The organism is Legionella tucsonensis (genome assembly GCF_001468035.1).
GTDB lineage: Bacteria > Pseudomonadota > Gammaproteobacteria > Legionellales > Legionellaceae > Legionella > Legionella tucsonensis.
This window is the reverse complement of the sequence record NZ_LNZA01000001.1, coordinates 282,620-298,932: the sequence shown is the minus strand read 5'-3', so window position 1 is coordinate 298,932 and position 16,313 is coordinate 282,620. Positions and strand designations below refer to the sequence as shown.

Genomic DNA, 16,313 nt, shown 5'->3' with positions numbered 1-16,313 from the left:
AATATACATCCTAAAAAAAGCGATTGGATGTATGTAGTTGTTCAAACGCTTTTTTTAGGATCAACCTACAGAATTATCCTGATAAGTAAAATATTTGAGAATTTTTACTACACGCACTACATCATTTGTTCGTCTTGCCATATTAATTACTTTTTCTGCTTGTTCTTTATGAACATCGCCCATCAAATAGACAACTCGATCTGAAGTAACTATTTTGAACGCATTAGGATCAATAGAATCATCAGCAAAAATTTGGCCGCGAATTTTAGTCGTTATCCAACTATCCTGTACTGTATTAGACTCCGAAGCACTCACTTTGACTTGATTAAACAATCGTCTATAACCTCTTACTTTGGCTAAACGCCGGCTTAATTCCGTTTGCATTTCAGCAGTAGGAACATGTCCTGCTACTAAAACATCGCCGTTGAAAATTGCGATATCAATAACACTTTCAGTGTTTTTAAAGGTGTTATCAACCATTATCGCATTATTTACTTTAAGGTATAAACTGTAATCATCGAGTTTTTTATACACATTATGTCGATTGTAAACCATGGTGGCGCCTGTCCATAAGCTGCCTACACAGCCGGGTAAGCACAAAAGAATAGAAGTAAGTAATAGAGCAAAACATCCTTGTTTTAACATATTATTTAGTGAATATACTGAAAAATTTTAACCACTTTACTTACACCATTAACGCGTCGCGCAGCATCAACTGCAAGAGCTGCTTGCTGGTCATTAACGATACCCATGAGATAAACTACTTTGTTTTCCGTCACAATACGAATTGATCCCGACTCAAGTCCTTTTTTAGCCAGTAGCCTGCTGCGAACCTGGCTGGTAATCCAACTGTCTTTGGAGCGTTCGGTGAGTGGTATGGGGTAGCCTACCGATATTTCATTATATACTCTATATACACCTGGGGTGGTTCGCGCGATTTTTTCCGCCAAATCACGTAAAGAAGCTGTTGGTGTTTGACCTACAAGCAAGACAACTCGATTAAAGCTGGTAACAAGAACTCGTGAATCACTAAACTGACGGTTTGTTACGATTGCTTTATGAATTAAATGAAATAAGCGGGCATCTGCCTCCATAGTAATTATACCGCGGCGATCATAAACCATCCCGGCAACTGCACCGGTTACTACAGCAGCAACACATCCTGTCAATAAGGCAGTTACTAAAAGAAAAACTATTGATTTTAATTTGAACCTCATTTTTTACCCCAAAATCTGACCAAACAATGATTGGTCAATTAAATCACAAAAGCAATGTAAGATGAACAGGTGCATTTCTCTTATTCGTGCTGAATTGTCTGAGGCAACACGGAGTTCAATATCTTCAGGCCCTAAATGATTTGCAAGAACACCTCCATCACGTCCACTTAAAGCAACAGTATCCATTCCGCGTTCATTTGCAGCATGAAGTGCATGCAACATACTGTCTGAATTACCCGAGGTGGTTAATAAAAGCAGCACATCATTTTCTTGCCCTAAAGCCTGAATTTGTCGCGCAAATACCTGGTTGTAATGATTATCATTTGCAGAAAAACTTAAACTGGTCGCATCGGTACTTAAATTAATTACAGGAAGAGAAGGTCTTTCTACTTCAAATTGGTTCAACATAGCACCCGCAAAATGCATGCAATTGGCGCTTGAGCCACCATTTCCGCATAATAATATCTTCCCATCAGCAAGCAAACAATTCACTAAACGTTGGCCGGCTTTGGCGATCAAATCAGATAAAGAATCAGCAAGCGCTATTTTGGTTTCTATATTCACACCAAACAGATGTCTTACTCGTTCCTCCATTTGTACTATCATAAAAAACCCCTACTTGATACTTTTTTTGTGGCCTGGGTGAAGCGACGTGAAACCCGGGAATTTTTACCTGAACAGTAACCACGGGTTTCACGTCGCTTCAACCAGGTTACAAATAATTAATAATCCATACCGAATGCATCTTTTATCCAACTAATGGATGCTGATTTTCCATCAATACTTACCACATCAAAACGAAGAGCAGGGTCATGATTTTGATGATGGAGCATATAATAAGTAGCTGCTTTGAGTATTTTTTGTTTTTTTGCATAGGTAACACTTGCAATACCACCACCAAACTGGATAGAAGTTCGTAAACGAACTTCTATGAAAACCAGCTGTTCTTTGTCACGCATAATTAAATCAATTTCTCCCAAGCGGCAGTTGTAATTTTTCGTAACTAATTTAAGACCTTGCTTTTTTAAATAAGCCAAAGCTTTTTCTTCAGCAATACGACCTTTCTCATATGTTGTCAATTAAGCCATCTCACCTAATGAATGAACAAGACCTTGTCTAAATTGTCCCCACTCCAAAACTCGCGCAACGCGCTGAGACGACTTAAGATATAAAATACCCTCTCCATTCTGCGATTGGTCTGCTGGAAATAATATCAATTGATTCAATTGAGTAGCCAAAGTATAACTGTCTATTCCTAAAGCATACAATCGATTGTAGCTATTAAATTGTTCTGGCCAATTGCGTGTTCCCGCCTGATGCGAGAAAACCCAAGGAATATCACAAAAAATAATTCCATCAAGATCTTTATCTTTCAATGGATTGGCACTACCGCTATAAATGCTGGCTGTAGCATATACTGGAACATCTCCTGCATAATAGTAATTTAATAAAGGCATAATTTGCCGGGCTTTTGACGGATAAGCTAACAAAAATATCATGTCGAAATCTTGCCTGCGGCTAATAACCGGCTGGATTTTTTGCCCTAATAACTCCCTTAATTTCTTTTCGCGTTGTTGGCTGTTAGTGATTTGCAGAAAATCTTTCATTTTTTTATTCAAATCATCCGTAGAGCCATATAAAAAAGTATCAACAACACGCCCACCACCCTTTTGCCATTGTTGAGTAAATGCTTTGGTTACCTCTTTTCCCCAATCATTTCCTGGTGCGATAATTAATGCTCGGCTATATCCCTTATTTTTTGCCCTGATCGCTGCCTGCGTTGCTTCATTTGCTGGAGAGAGTCCGAACAAATAGGAGTTTTCCTGGATAACGGTATCAGCATCATTTAGCAACAGCGTAGGAACAGGATGAGGTAATGTCGCAATTGCAGCTACCTGCGCTTTGGTTAGAGGACCCACAATGTAATCAGCACCATCATTGACTGCATTTTGATACAAAGAGGCAGCATCACCTTTATTGGTATCGTAGGTTTTCACCAGCATGGATGTTTCGCTGTTATTACTCTTGTATGCAGCCATAAAACCATCTCGCACCGCAGTTCCTGGTCCTTGCAATGCTCCGCTTAAGGGCAACAAAAGTGCTACTTGTTTTGGTTGGGCATGTATTTTATCTGCGATCGAATCCAATGGGGTAGGCAAAATATGATTTGCTGGGTGGCTTCTGTATTGAGATTGCCATAGCTCTAGGGCAGCAAGAATAGTCTTTGGATTGTCGCGATACTTACGTGAAATCAATGCAAGCTGTACCCACCCTTGTAACACCGATTGATTCGCAGCTTGGGCTGCAAAAGAATTTAATTCTGCTTGAGGTAAACGAGTCAAAGTTAACCAAAGTGCGCGACGATTATTGGCTTGACTTTCTTCATCAGTCAACAAAGTCTCAAGTTGGATACGCTCATTAACCGATTCTAATGGCTTATCTGTACTACGATAAGCTTGTGCCAAAAGCTCATGAAGTTGGACCTTTTGATAAGCAGATAATTCATCGTGTTCAGTAATACCATCTAATCTGTTCAATACTCTTTGCGGCCGGTCACGAATGAGATCGATTTGTGCCAATAAAAGATTCTTTTCGTCTTTAAGTGTCGGTGTTAAATCAGAAGTCTGTGCTAAAATAGCAGCAGCTTGTCGCCATTGACCATCAGAAATCAAACGACCTGCAGCCAGAAGTAACGATTGTTGCTTTTCGTTTCCTTCTTGATTTTTGGACTGTGTAATATAGCTCACAGTAGGTTTGGAATAAGGACTTGCTATTTTTTTTTCTATTTTTGGTGCAGATATTGGTGCTGCCGCTTCTGGGGGATTCACCGCTGTAGTGCACTGACAAAGAAAAAAAATGGATGCCAGCAAAAAAAATGCACGAATTTTTATTGATTTTATTAGCATGTTTTTAAAACATTGAATGAGCAATAACGCAAGAGGATAAACCATGACTAACTCACTAGCAACAGGCATAGGAACACTCTATATTGTTGCAACACCGATAGGAAATCGTGAGGACATTACGTTTAGGGCATTAGAAGTGCTTAAATCGGTTGATTTTATTTTAGCAGAAGATACACGCCATTCAGTGCAGCTTTTAACTTCTTTAGGAATAAAAAATAATCTTGCTTCACTCCATGCACATAATGAAAATGATAAAAGCAAACACATTATTGAAGAGCTTTTGAAAGGAAAATCTGTAGCATTAATCAGCGATGCGGGTACACCTTTAATTAGTGACCCAGGTTTTTTATTGGTAAAATTAGCCCATCAACATCATATCCCTGTAATCCCTATTCCAGGAGCTTGTGCATTAATTACCGCGCTTTGTGCGGCTGGCATTCCTTGTGATTCTTTTCTGTTTATGGGATTTCTCCCAGCAAAAAAGCAGGCGAGAAAAATCAAATTGGAGGCAGTGCGCACAGAGTCCCATACTTTAATCTTTTATGAATCGACTCATCGTATTCTTGAATGTCTTGATGATATTAGTGAAGTATATGGTCAAACATGCGAGATTGTTCTGGCAAAAGAACTAACCAAAACGTTTGAACGGTTTATTACCGGTACTTTGCTTGAAGTCAAAAACTGGCTTTTAGCAGATCCGGCGCATATAAAGGGAGAGTTTGTGCTGCTTATTCCTCCGCAACCCGCTTCTCATGAACCTGATACCTATGAAAAACTCCTGAGCGTGTTATTGGATGAACTACCGCTTAAGCAGGCAGTAGCAATCGCATGTAAACTGAGTAATGGAAGCAAAAACGAATTGTATGAAAGAGCATTGGTAATAAAAAATAAAGCAATGTAGTCTGGTTGAAGCACAGGGAAACCTGGGTTATGTTTCGCTTCATCCAGGCTATAAATTAAATAAAGCAACAATTATCTACGTCTTCTTCGTGAAGTAGTCGATCTTTTTCATATACATCCTCTTCTTTAGGTCCTTCCAAAGCTAACCTAGCCGCCTCTTTTTTGCCATTATGCTGATCATAAGCATGATAAATTTCATAACCTACATACAATACAGTTAAAGCAATTGCCGCAGGCCAACATATTGCATATGTAGCGATTAAAAGAGTAGGCATTACCGTATTTTTTACCATTGTGAAGATAAAATCATTACGAGCAGCTTCGTATTCCTTAAGTGCAACAGCATAATCCCCATCTTTAGCTTGCTCCAAACGCAAACTTTTTTCCTGGTATTTCGAAAAAGCATCAGAAGAAAGATACATTGCTACTGCAAGAGTACATACAAAAAAACAAGCAACCGCTATTCCTGGACCTGTAAATAATAATGAAGCAGTAAATCCAAGCATCAACAAAGCTGCTGCTGCTGCAACAAAATAAAATGTTGCTTCTTTTGTACGCCAATCAATTTCCAATTCTTTAAGTTGCATGCGGAGCATATCTACATGGACTAATCGATCTTCCGGAGTCATATAAGGAAATTTCTCCGGATGCATTAAATACTCTTCCATTTCCTGTTCATACTGTGCCTTCTTGCTCAGATATTCTTGCTTTGCCAAATGGCATTTATAAAGCGTCATGCACACATCAAAACCTAAAAATACTGCAGTAAGTGCTCCGGCAGTAGGATCGGGTATATGTGTAATATGATTAAAATTGGTTAAGAAATTCACTGTTGCCCATACTAAGTCATTGGCAAAATTACAGTGACGTTTATAAAATTCAAATTTAAAACGCTCAAGAGCTGTAGTTTTATCCTTTTCTTCCTGATCAGTAGGAAACCAGGTGTGCCTTATCAATAGACCCGCATCAATAGCAAAACGCATTAAAAAGAAACCCACACTAAAATAGTTAAGTACTCCATTAGGTGCTTTGAGAATGTCAATTATTTTATCAGTATCCGTATGCGTACCTAAAATTTTATCGAGCTTTTCAAGAATTTGCAGATCTTTAGCCAAAGATAAACCTGATGCCAGAGTTAGACGGCAAAATATCCAATACACACGACATAAATTGGAATACGCCACATAGTCACGAATTTGAGACAGATGAAGCGGTGAAGTCAATAAATTATGAAAACTCTTGAGAAAGCTGTTTTTTAATGACTCGATAAATTCTTCTTCAGCTTTGCCATCCTCTTTATCTTTTTTATCTTTAAAGTGTTTCCTAATTTGTTCCTTTATTTTTTTATATTCTTCTTCTTTGCTTTGCTGTGAATATGCTTTATGAAAGGCTTCCAAAAGAGTGGCGCAAAAGTAGCAGTACAACCAAAATGCTTTATTCTTTTCATCATTTTCATCTTTTTGCTTTTGCAATACAGCAAACATTTGAATGAACTCTACTTCAAGCGCTTTTTGATTTTTTAATAGAGTGGTATAGCTTATATTACCTGTTCGACCATCAATATCATCAGTACTAGCTATTTCGTGATTATAAAATTTCTCAAAAAACTTTTTCTTACTGTTACTAATGGAATTTGTTGGTTTTGAGTAAGCCATAGCAACCTCACAAAAAATATACAGATAGTTTTATTTATAGATTCTGCTACGGTATCATTTGCTTTTCATTTTGACAAGATATTTTTGTTTGTTTTTTTTACATAATGTTTCAAATCAGCAAAGAAAACTTCGGATTTGATACAATTCAATTTTTGTTCAAAAAAGTATTGAACCATTTTGTGGTGTATTTTATTGAAGAGCTAGGAGAGAAGAAATCAATCTATGCTTATTTACCAATACAGAAACTGGAAAAGATACGACCTAACAAATCATCAGAACTAAATTCACCGGTTATTTCGCATAAACTTTGATGGGCTCGGCGTAAATCCTCTGCCAATAACTCACCAGCGCGATGTACAGTTAATTGTTGTTGGCCAATGGTAAGTAAATTTTTTGCTTCATCTAATGCGTGCAAATGACGTCTTCTGGCAAGAAAATGGCCTTCATTCGGTTGATAGCCTACAACATGTTTTATTACTTGTTTTAGACCATCAATTCCTTCACCTGATTTTGCAGAGAGATAGACTGTATGATTGTCTATTTGAGCACTATGACCTAAGGTATCAATTTTATTAAATATCGTAATAATAGGAACTTCCTGTGGTAATGCTCTCTTGATTTCCTTTGTTAAATAATGATGATGTTCCAGATCATTCACATCCACGACGAGCAAAACACAATCTGCCTTCTTTAACTCTTGCCAAGCTCTTTTAATTCCTTCCTTTTCAACTAAATCATCAGAATCACGTAAACCTGCAGTATCAATGATATGCAGTGGAATGTCATCAAGTAAAATGTGTTCTCGCATCACATCGCGAGTTGTGCCAGCAATTTCCGTAACTATAGCAATATCTCGTCCAGCAAGACAGTTAATCAAAGTTGATTTGCCCGCATTGGGTCTTCCTGCTATAACTACAGATAAGCCTTCACGTAAGATCACTCCTTGATTGGCTTGCGAGCGTATCTCATCTAATTCAATTAAAATATTTTGTAGTAAATGAGCTACTTTACCGTCGTTCAGAAAGTCAATTTCTTCTTCTGGAAAATCTATTGCTGCTTCCACATAGAGACGTAAATAAATAATTTTTTCGTTTAATTGATTGATTTTATTTGAAAAATTACCTTGCAATGACTTTAAGGCCATTCGCGCTGCAGTTTGCGAACTGGCTTGAATTAAATCAGCTATTGCTTCAGCCTGCGTTAAATCAATTTTATCATTTAAAAATGCGCGCTCAGAAAACTCTCCTGGACGTGCCATTCGAGCCCCTAGATAAATGCATGCTTTAGTGAGCATATCGAGCACAATAGGAGATCCATGTGCTTGAATTTCAACAACATCTTCACCAGTAAAAGAGTGAGGAGCTTTGAAATAAATCATGATCCCTTGATCAATTAAAGCTGCAAGCTGTTGTGATTGTGTTTTCTCAGAGAATGAATAAAAAGAACAAAAAGTAGCCATACGTGGCGGCAATGGTTTATTGCCATTAAGGGAGTGGGCTATTGTGTATGCTTTTGGACCTGATAGTCGTATGATTCCTACCCCACCTCTACCAGGTGGGGTAGCTATGGCTACTATGGTTTCTGTTGTAGGCATTTATTTAACTGTAACAAGTTTTTTTGCCGGTTTTTCATCGGAATATTTACGTGTAATGTACCATTGTTGCAGTATGGACAAGGTATTATTCACAATCCAATACAATACCAAGCCAGCTGGAAAATTCCAAAATAAGCCAGTGAACAACAAGGGTAAAAACATCATGATCTTTGCTTGCATTGGATCAGGCGGTGCTGGGTTTAGCTTTTGTTGAATCAGCATTGTAGCACCCATGATTAATGGCAATACATGATATGGGTCAGGTGAAGCTAAGTCGTTAATCCATAAGATAAATGGAGCTTGTCTTAACTCAACGCTTTCCAATAAAACCCAATACAGAGCAATAAATACTGGAATTTGGATTAATATAGGCAAACAGCCACCTAAAGGATTTACCTTTTCCTGTTTATAAAGCTCCATCGTAGCTTGACTTATTTTCGCTTTATCATCGCCATAGCGTTCACGTAAAGCTTGTAACTTCGGTTGTAACTTACGCATCCCTGCCATTGATTTATAGCTGGCAGCAGACAAACGATAAAAGGCTAATTTAATTAAAACAGTAACTAAAACGATAGACCAACCCCAGTTGCCAACAAAATTATAAATTGCTTTCATCAATGAGAATAATAGTGAAGATAAAAACCATAAAATTCCATAATCAACGGTAAGATCAAGCGAGGGGGCAATACTTTTTAATACGCTGGTAATTTCTGGACCTATATACAACCTGGAACCAACTGTTGTCTGCTCTTCGGGCTTAACTGTAATAGGTTTACTTACAGAACCAATGATGTAATCATTATTTGCAGCGCGAGTATAAAATTTGTTGTTCGAATCGGGTTCTGGAATCCAAGCACTTAAAAAATAATGCTGCTGCATGGCAATCCAGCCGCCTTTACTGTCTACATCCAGGTTTGCTTTATTCATATCGCTAAAGCTTACCTTTTGATAGCGATGTTTTCCTGGATCTGAATAGGAGGCGCCTGTATAGGATCCAACGTGAAATATGCTTGATTTATCCTCTTTGGGTGAGCTGCGTAACAGCTGGGTATTCAAATATCCAGTCCACTCATTACTTCCTTTATTAGCAATTTTATAATTTACATCAATAAGATAGCTTCCTTTTGTAAAGGTAAATTCCTTTTTAACATCAAGTCCTTCATCACTTTTTCCGCTAAGTGTTACGGTTAATTGCTTTTGATCGTGACCTAATTCGAATTGTTGTTTTGATGTCGTAAAATTAAAGTCAAGTGCTTGAACGTTTTGTCCTGAAGCGACAAAAAGGTTACTGTTAGCAACATAGCGTTCATTGGGTTGATTTTGTAAAAGAAGAAACGGTTTATTTTTTTCATCTACGCTTTGAGGGTACTCAAGAAGTTGACTTGCAACAACATCACCTTGTTGTGGATCAATAGTCACATTTAAAACATCTGTTTTAACCTGGATTAGAGGTACATTGTTGCTCTTAGTTTGTTCAGCAATTGAATTAATTGGGGTTGATGTTGATGTATTGGATGGAGTTACTTGCGGTAACAAAGGTTGTCCGCTTTTCTCTTGGCTTGTCACATTTTCTGTTGGTACTGGCTTTGGAGGATAGTCTATTTGCCAAGCATTCCAAAGCGATAAGCTTACTAGCGCAAGCGCCATATATAATACAATACGTCGTATATCCATCAATGATTCTCGTTGTTGGGGAGTACAGGATCATAACCACCGCGTGACCAAGGGTGGCAACGCAATACTCTTTTTAAAGCCATCCATAAACCTTTGGTTATGCCACATTGTTGGATAGCACTTTCAGCATATTGTGAACAACTTGGGTAATATCGACAACTTGGCTTTAACAAAGGACTAATCAAATACTTATATAGCCTGATGGGTAAACAGACTATTTTTCGTAACATGAGATTATTTTTTTCCATGTTTTGCTCATTCTAGCGTTGATAATTGCATTTGTTTGTTTTGCTACGCCTTGTCTTGCTAAAAAAACCACATCGACTGCAGGTAATTCTTTTTGTCGAAAGCTTTCTCTTAACAGCCGTTTAATACGATTTCGATCATGAGCTTTTGCTATCATTTTTTTCGACAGCGCCAGCCCAAGTCGTGCATAATCTAAATTATTCTCTCTACAGAGAATGATAAATTCGGATGTTACAATTTTCTTCGCCTGTTCAAACACATGATTATAATCATTTTTTGTTAATAATCGTTGTGTTTTTTTAAAAGAAAACACTTAAGCAGTCAAACGTTTACGGCCTTTAGCACGACGGCGTTTAATTACCAGTCTACCTGCACGAGTAGCCATACGCTCACGAAAACCATGATCACGTTTACGTTTTAAATTACTTGGTTGAAAGGTGCGTTTCATGATGAACCTGTTAATCAAATTATGAGGCAGGCAATGATAGATAACTTTTTTTCTACTGTCAATTTTGTAATTTGATTATTTTTTGTCTATTTTTTTTTTAACGCATAAATTTATTGTCTGTTAATAACTACATTATTTTATATTTTTAAATTCTTTTGTTGTTATTGTATGTCTTCTTCCTTGTTTATAAGTTTTTTATTTTATTATAAATCAATATGTTAAGTTAAAAATAACTTTGTTTGTAAGCCCTTTTTTATCCTGTGATCTATTTGTATGTATCTTTGTTATTTGATTTATTCATCACTTTATCATCATCTTATTCCCTATATTTGATCCCATTTATTCATAGTTAACTTGATTCAATATGATTTATATTTGCTTGTTTTACTTCGTTCTTAGGTATTTTTCACATGCTTTTTCTTGTTTATTGAACGTTTTCATAATTGGTACTGACTAAAATGGAAGCTTGTGGATGAGTTGATATTGCAAGATATAGAATCATAATTTTTTAAAAAATGTCTGTATTTCTCTGTTTCTTAATTTAAAGTTTAATCTTTTAATTTTGTTTGTTCTGTTTTTACATTAAAGATATGTTTTTAATATGACTCTTTTGATTCTTTCTACTTATATTGATTTCACATTGCTCGGGAACAATTATGGTTTTTTTAAAATCACTTTTAAATGGAGTTGGCTCGGGATCTGGTGTTGCGTGGCCATTGTTTGGTATTCTATTCGCGGTATTAGGTGGGGCGATCGCCAGTTTTTTTTCTTTAACCCTAGGGGTTATTTCCATCAGTTTATTTTTTACAGTTGGTTGTCTTATTTTTTATTTTTCCTATCAAGAGCAGAAAGATAATGAGAAACTTTTTCAAAATCAATTTCAAAAAAATCAACACAAATTAGTAACGGACATTAATGAATATATAAAGAGTATTTATATTTACTCCTCGCATAAAAAGAATGTTGAAGACTCTAATGAATTATTTAAACGAATACTCATTATGGATCTTAATAAAATAGGGGATGTAGATGCAAATTCACCTTTATATAATATTTTGACAGTTCTAAAAGAAGAGTATGAATTAAATCAACGTATTCCAAATGATAAAAAAGTATTAAAAAATATTGCTTATAAAGCATCGAAACAATCTGTACCCGCATCAAAAAAAATGATTCCAGCTTTTTCTGCCTTTGTAGGTACTTTTGGTTCTATCGCCGGGAGTTGTGCTGGAGTATCGGGTTTATTAACTGGCATGGGAATTTTTTCTGGTTTTGCAGCTTTTCCTCTATTAGGGTGGGGTGTTTTGTTATTTGCATTAATTAGTGGCGCTGTTTTGGCTTACGAAGCCTTTACTGAGTCAATTGATGATTTTAAAAAGATACAGCTTAATCTAATGATGAAAAATATGCATCAACAATTGAGTAAAGCTACGATGGAGCGTAATCTCAATGCAGCATTATACAATGCTTCTATATCTTTAAGTTTTAAAAATAAAGGGGAGTGGGAAGATACTCCTATTAACCATCGAATCTTTGCAAGTCCATATTTTAGAAATTTACATGGAAACAAACTCAGATTCTCCTTTTTTAATATGAATCAAGCGCAACCCCAACATGATCCTGTCCTAATTAATAGTTCTCTACAATGTTTTCTATAGAGCTATTTACGTGTTATTTAAATAGATTCAAGCCAATTTGCATGTTGTTTTTTAAAAATATCCACACTTTTTTTGTGGATAACTTTTCTTTATCCAAAAGCCTGAGTATAATTTGCCTGCAGCACCTTGGTGAATCGAAGAAATTCTACTTTTTCACTTCATGCAAAGTAATTTCATACTTAATTATCTTGCTGTCCGGGTACTTTCAGTGGCATATTTAAATGCTGTGGCTAATTAGTTTTAATATTCTTTTTACCACCCTTCTTTGATGAGGAGTTATGTTGTGTCAGCATCTGTTTGGCAAAAATGTTTAGGTCTATTACAAGATGAATATTCTGCTCAACAATTTAATACCTGGTTGCGTCCTTTACAGGCTCATACAGATGAGCAGCGTTTCATTTTATTTGCGCCTAATCGATTTGTTGTTGACTGGGTTAAAAAGCATTTTTTCTCTCGAATTGAAGAGTTAATCAAACAGTTTTGTGGTGACGAGATTAAATCAATTTCTATTGAAATTGGCAGCAGAACTTCCAGTACAGACTCAGATTCGAGCTCTTCTGGTTCATTTTCTCCTGAAATAAATACATCTCCTTCAGTCAGTTCTCCTGCAAGTAAGGCTGCACCGAAAAAGGCTGTTGATTATAAGAGTAGCCACTTAAATAAAAAATTTATCTTTGAAAGCTTTGTTGAAGGCAACTCTAACCAACTTGCTCGTGCAGCTTCAATGCAAGTGGCCGAGAGACCTGGCGATGCCTACAATCCTTTATTTATTTATGGTGGTGTTGGTTTGGGAAAAACACATTTGATGCATGCTATTGGAAATTCCATCTTAAAGAATAATCCTGATGCTAAAATACTTTATTTGCATTCTGAACGTTTTGTAGCAGATATGGTTAAAGCGATCCAGACGAATTCAATAAATGAATTTAAACGATTTTACCGTTCTTTAAATGCATTACTTATTGATGATATACAGTTTTTTGCTGGTAAGGACCGATCGCAAGAAGAGTTTTTCCATACTTTTAATGCTTTATTGGAAGGACAACAGCAAATTATTTTAACTAGTGACCGTTATCCCAAAGAAATTGAAGGCATGGAAGAGCGTTTAAAATCCCGATTTGGTTGGGGGCTAACCGTTGCTGTTGAGCCTCCTGAGTTGGAAACGCGTGTTGCTATTTTAATTAGCAAGGCAGAACAATCGAATATTGAATTGCCATATGAAGTTGCATTTTTTATTGCGAAACGTATTCGTTCTAATGTAAGAGAGCTTGAGGGAGCGTTACGCAGAGTTATTGCGAATGCTCATTTTACAGGTAAGGCAATTACCATTGAGTTTGTTCATGAAGCGTTACGTGACCTTTTGGCATTACAAGATAAATTAGTCACTATAGAAAATATTCAAAAAACTGTTGCTGAATATTACAAGGTCAAGGTGGCTGATATTTTATCAAAACGCCGCAGTCGCTCTATTGCTCGACCTCGACAAATGGCAATGGCCTTAAGTAAAGAGCTAACGAATCACAGCTTGCCTGAAATTGGTGATCATTTTGGTGGTCGTGATCATACAACGGTCATTCATGCATGTAGAAAGGTTAAGGAATTGATTCAGGACGACAGTGATTTTGCTGAAGATTATAAAAATTTAATGCGTATTTTATCATCTTAGAGTATGGATATGTCCTTATTAAGTCCTATTTGTAATCTGTGTAGATGGTTTTTTATTCTGTTTATTAATAAATCATTCTGCTTGGGCATACCTGTGTTGTGAGTTAGATGAACCGATTTATTTGTTATTTTATTCTTAAGATTCATATGGAGTTCTATCTTGTTTGAATTCGCTATTAAAAAAGAAGATTTACTTGCTCCCCTACTCACAGTGGCTGGTGCTGTAGATAAAAAACAATCTTTAGCTATTTTGTCAAATTTTTATCTTAAATTAGCGGATGATTTGTTGAATATAACTGCTACTGACTTAGAAATTGAAATTTCTGCGCAAGTTGCTTGTGAATCTGGACAGCACTCTGGCAGTATTACCGTACCTGCAAAGAAATTTATCGATATTATTCGCTCTTTAGATGATGAAACCAACCCAAATGTGATTGTTAATAATGGGCTTTTAACAATTAAACAAGGACGTAGCTCATTCAAATTAACGACTTTACCTGCTGAGAGTTATCCATTAAGTGAAGATGAATGTAATGAAGTTGAGTTAACTATTCCTCGTTTGGTTTTATTAAAGTTGTTGCAATCAACTCATTTTGCCATGGCACAACACGATGTACGTGTTTTCCTTAACGGTTTGTTTCTTGATTTTGAACCGAATCTTATCTCTGCTGTTGCAACGGATGGGCACCGAATGGCGATTTGTCGTCATCCGTGTTCTAACACCAGTGAGAAGAAATTGTTATTACCTAAAAAGGGAATTCAGGAGTTGTTACGACTTCTTAATGGTATTGATGATGAAGAAGTTTTATTGGCTGCAGGTAAATCGCATTTTAAGTTAGTCTCTCGTCAGTTTATGTTTTTATCGAAATTAATTGAGGCGCGTTTTCCTCCCTATTCCAAGGCGATTCCAAAAAACCAAGATAAACAGATTATTATCGACTGTTCTGTTTTTAAACGTTCTTTATCACGGATTGTTATTTTGGCCCATGAAAAGTCAAGGGCTGTTATGCTTCATTTACAACCCGGTATACTCACCTTAATTGCCAATAATAATGAACAAGAAGAAGCTGTTGAGTCCCTAACTGCTGAAACCCAGGGTGATGAATTAAAAATTGGTTTGAATGCTACTTATTTACTTGATGTGCTTTCTCACTTTGGGGAAGGAAAAATTCGCTTGTCTCTATCGAATACGGACAGCAGTATTTTAATTGAGTCATTAGATGATGATAATTATCAATATATTATTATGCCCATGAAAATATGATCCTTTCTGAATTAAAAATTCATCACTTACGAAATATTTCATCGGTACATCTTGGCTTAAGTCCTCGATTCAATTTCATATTTGGGCCAAATGGAAGTGGCAAAACTTCTATCATTGAAGGTCTTTATCTTTTAAGTTGCGGTCACTCCTTTCGTTCTCGTGAAATCTCGCCAATTATTTCATATGAACAACCATCTCTAACTGTGTTTGCTCGTTCGCAGCAAGAGGAAACGATCAGTATTCAAAAGTCTTATTCTGAAGCTACTCAAATTAAGTTGAACAATCAATTTTGCTCTACTACCAGTCAACTGGCTTATGCTTTACCTTGTCAAATTTTTTATGCCGATATTTTTCAAATTATTGATGCTGGTCCTTCCGTACGACGTAGTTTATTGGATTGGGGATTGTTTCACGTGAAACATAATTATCATTCCATATGGAAAGAATATAGAAGAGTACTTAAACAGCGTAATGCACTTTTGAAACAACATGCTCCACATATACATTTTATCCCTTGGAATAAACAATTAGGTCTGCTTGCAAACCAGCTTCATTTACTTAGAGAAGAATATTTTAACCAATGGGAGCAAGCGTTTATCACTGTATTAAGTGAATTAAGTGATCTTGATTGTACGATAACTTATTATAAGGGCTGGGATAAAAAAAACTCAGGCAAAGATTTAGAACACATTTTATCAGAGTGCTTTACTAGTGATCTTCAAAAATCATACACACAATATGGGCCTCATCAAGCAGATATTGTTATTGAAATAAATCATAATAAAGCAAAACAGGTTTTATCACGCGGCCAACAAAAAGTAGTTTTGATCTCATTGCGATTGGCACAGGCAAATCTACTTCAACAGGATTGTTTGTATTTAATTGATGATTTACCTGCGGAACTTGATGAGGACCATCAAAAAAAAATAATGGACTATTTAGCAAAAAGGACGGGCCAATATGTTATTACTTCCACAAATCACCCATCACCTTTTATCTCTGCTATATCGAGTCAAGAATATTTGTTATATCAGATTAATGAAGGTATTTTAAATCAAAGATAATGTTTCACGTGAAACAAACTGC

The 16,313-nt window shown here is 36.3% G+C and carries 16 protein-coding genes; 5 read left to right on the top strand and 11 right to left on the bottom strand.

The features are described 5' to 3' along the window. Positions 1–60: 60 nt before the first annotated feature. The 5 genes from Ltuc_RS01330 to Ltuc_RS01310 all read right to left on the bottom strand — a co-directional run bounded on the left by Ltuc_RS01330 (position 61) and on the right by Ltuc_RS01310 (position 4,123). Complete coding sequence (locus Ltuc_RS01330; RefSeq protein ID WP_058519566.1) at positions 61–645, bottom strand: BON domain-containing protein; 585 nt, start codon at positions 643–645, stop codon at positions 61–63. 5 nt (positions 646–650) lie between these two features. Beyond that, entirely contained in the window at positions 651–1,217 is a 567-nt protein-coding gene (locus Ltuc_RS01325; RefSeq protein WP_058519565.1) for a BON domain-containing protein, read from the bottom strand. 3 nt (positions 1,218–1,220) lie between these two features. After that, positions 1,221–1,820 (bottom strand): SIS domain-containing protein, encoded by a 600-nt coding sequence (locus Ltuc_RS01320; RefSeq protein ID WP_058521563.1) that lies wholly within the window; start codon positions 1,818–1,820, stop codon positions 1,221–1,223. Positions 1,821–1,939: 119 nt separating this feature from the next. Beyond that, entirely contained in the window at positions 1,940–2,296 is a 357-nt protein-coding gene (locus Ltuc_RS01315; RefSeq protein ID WP_058519564.1) for a YraN family protein, read from the bottom strand. Then, the gene (locus Ltuc_RS01310) at positions 2,297–4,123 is read right to left on the bottom strand and encodes a penicillin-binding protein activator (protein WP_058521562.1); all 1,827 of its coding nucleotides are present in this window, start codon (positions 4,121–4,123) and stop codon (positions 2,297–2,299) included. It abuts the gene before it with no gap. A gap of 43 nt (positions 4,124–4,166) precedes the next feature. Between Ltuc_RS01310 and rsmI the strand changes: the two genes are divergently transcribed. Further along, positions 4,167–5,024 carry a 16S rRNA (cytidine(1402)-2'-O)-methyltransferase gene (gene rsmI, locus Ltuc_RS01305; RefSeq protein ID WP_058519563.1) on the top strand — a complete coding sequence of 286 codons (858 nt, stop codon included), beginning with the start codon at positions 4,167–4,169 and terminating at the stop codon, positions 5,022–5,024. A gap of 55 nt (positions 5,025–5,079) precedes the next feature. On the opposite strand, the gene Ltuc_RS01300 is transcribed toward rsmI, so the two are convergent. The 6 genes from Ltuc_RS01300 to rpmH form a co-directional block, all read right to left on the bottom strand. Next, entirely contained in the window at positions 5,080–6,678 is a 1,599-nt protein-coding gene (locus tag Ltuc_RS01300; RefSeq protein ID WP_058519562.1) for a hypothetical protein, read from the bottom strand. 226 nt (positions 6,679–6,904) lie between these two features. After that, positions 6,905–8,272: a tRNA uridine-5-carboxymethylaminomethyl(34) synthesis GTPase MnmE gene (gene mnmE, locus Ltuc_RS01295; RefSeq protein ID WP_058519561.1), complete on the bottom strand. Its 1,368-nt coding sequence runs from the start codon at positions 8,270–8,272 to the stop codon at positions 6,905–6,907. After that, positions 8,273–9,946 carry a membrane protein insertase YidC gene (gene yidC / locus Ltuc_RS01290; RefSeq protein WP_058519560.1) on the bottom strand — a complete coding sequence of 558 codons (1,674 nt, stop codon included), beginning with the start codon at positions 9,944–9,946 and terminating at the stop codon, positions 8,273–8,275. Next, on the bottom strand, positions 9,946–10,194 hold the full coding sequence (gene yidD, locus Ltuc_RS01285) for a membrane protein insertion efficiency factor YidD (RefSeq protein WP_058519559.1): 249 nt from the start codon (positions 10,192–10,194) through the stop codon (positions 9,946–9,948). Before yidD ends, yidC begins: the two co-directional genes overlap by 1 nt. Next, positions 10,161–10,505, bottom strand: a complete 345-nt coding sequence (gene rnpA, locus Ltuc_RS01280; RefSeq protein WP_058519558.1) for a ribonuclease P protein component — start codon at positions 10,503–10,505, stop codon at positions 10,161–10,163. Before rnpA ends, yidD begins: the two co-directional genes overlap by 34 nt. Then, the gene (rpmH, locus tag Ltuc_RS01275) at positions 10,506–10,640 is read right to left on the bottom strand and encodes a 50S ribosomal protein L34 (protein WP_019232681.1); all 135 of its coding nucleotides are present in this window, start codon (positions 10,638–10,640) and stop codon (positions 10,506–10,508) included. A 656-nt stretch (positions 10,641–11,296) separates the two neighbouring features. On the opposite strand from rpmH, the gene Ltuc_RS01270 reads away from it, so the two are divergent. The 4 genes from Ltuc_RS01270 to recF all read left to right on the top strand — a co-directional run bounded on the left by Ltuc_RS01270 (position 11,297) and on the right by recF (position 16,291). After that, positions 11,297–12,298 (top strand): hypothetical protein, encoded by a 1,002-nt coding sequence (locus Ltuc_RS01270; RefSeq protein ID WP_058519557.1) that lies wholly within the window; start codon positions 11,297–11,299, stop codon positions 12,296–12,298. Positions 12,299–12,581: 283 nt separating this feature from the next. Then, positions 12,582–13,964: a chromosomal replication initiator protein DnaA gene (dnaA, locus tag Ltuc_RS01265; protein WP_058519556.1), complete on the top strand. Its 1,383-nt coding sequence runs from the start codon at positions 12,582–12,584 to the stop codon at positions 13,962–13,964. A 159-nt stretch (positions 13,965–14,123) separates the two neighbouring features. Further along, on the top strand, positions 14,124–15,227 hold the full coding sequence (gene dnaN / locus Ltuc_RS01260) for a DNA polymerase III subunit beta (RefSeq protein WP_058519555.1): 1,104 nt from the start codon (positions 14,124–14,126) through the stop codon (positions 15,225–15,227). Beyond that, a complete protein-coding gene (gene recF / locus Ltuc_RS01255) occupies positions 15,224–16,291 on the top strand; it encodes a DNA replication/repair protein RecF (protein ID WP_058519554.1) in 1,068 nt (355 codons plus the stop codon). The genes dnaN and recF overlap by 4 nt, the downstream gene beginning before the upstream one ends. The last annotated feature ends 22 nt before the right edge of the window (positions 16,292–16,313 follow it).

Bases quoted from the DNA above. Each gene is read 5' to 3' on its own strand.
- Ltuc_RS01310 (WP_058521562.1), bottom strand. From the start codon at position 4,123: ATGCTAATAAAATCAATAAAAATTCGTGCATTTTTTTTGCTGGCATCC.
- mnmE (WP_058519561.1), bottom strand. From the start codon at position 8,272: ATGCCTACAACAGAAACCATAGTAGCCATAGCTACCCCACCTGGTAGA.
- Ltuc_RS01300 (WP_058519562.1), bottom strand. From the start codon at position 6,678: ATGGCTTACTCAAAACCAACAAATTCCATTAGTAACAGTAAGAAAAAG.
- rpmH (WP_019232681.1), bottom strand. From the start codon at position 10,640: ATGAAACGCACCTTTCAACCAAGTAATTTAAAACGTAAACGTGATCAT.
- recF (WP_058519554.1), top strand. From the start codon at position 15,224: ATGATCCTTTCTGAATTAAAAATTCATCACTTACGAAATATTTCATCG.
- Ltuc_RS01325 (WP_058519565.1), bottom strand. From the start codon at position 1,217: ATGAGGTTCAAATTAAAATCAATAGTTTTTCTTTTAGTAACTGCCTTA.
- Ltuc_RS01330 (WP_058519566.1), bottom strand. From the start codon at position 645: ATGTTAAAACAAGGATGTTTTGCTCTATTACTTACTTCTATTCTTTTG.
- Ltuc_RS01270 (WP_058519557.1), top strand. From the start codon at position 11,297: ATGGTTTTTTTAAAATCACTTTTAAATGGAGTTGGCTCGGGATCTGGT.
- yidC (WP_058519560.1), bottom strand. From the start codon at position 9,946: ATGGATATACGACGTATTGTATTATATATGGCGCTTGCGCTAGTAAGC.
- yidD (WP_058519559.1), bottom strand. From the start codon at position 10,194: ATGGAAAAAAATAATCTCATGTTACGAAAAATAGTCTGTTTACCCATC.
- rsmI (WP_058519563.1), top strand. From the start codon at position 4,167: ATGACTAACTCACTAGCAACAGGCATAGGAACACTCTATATTGTTGCA.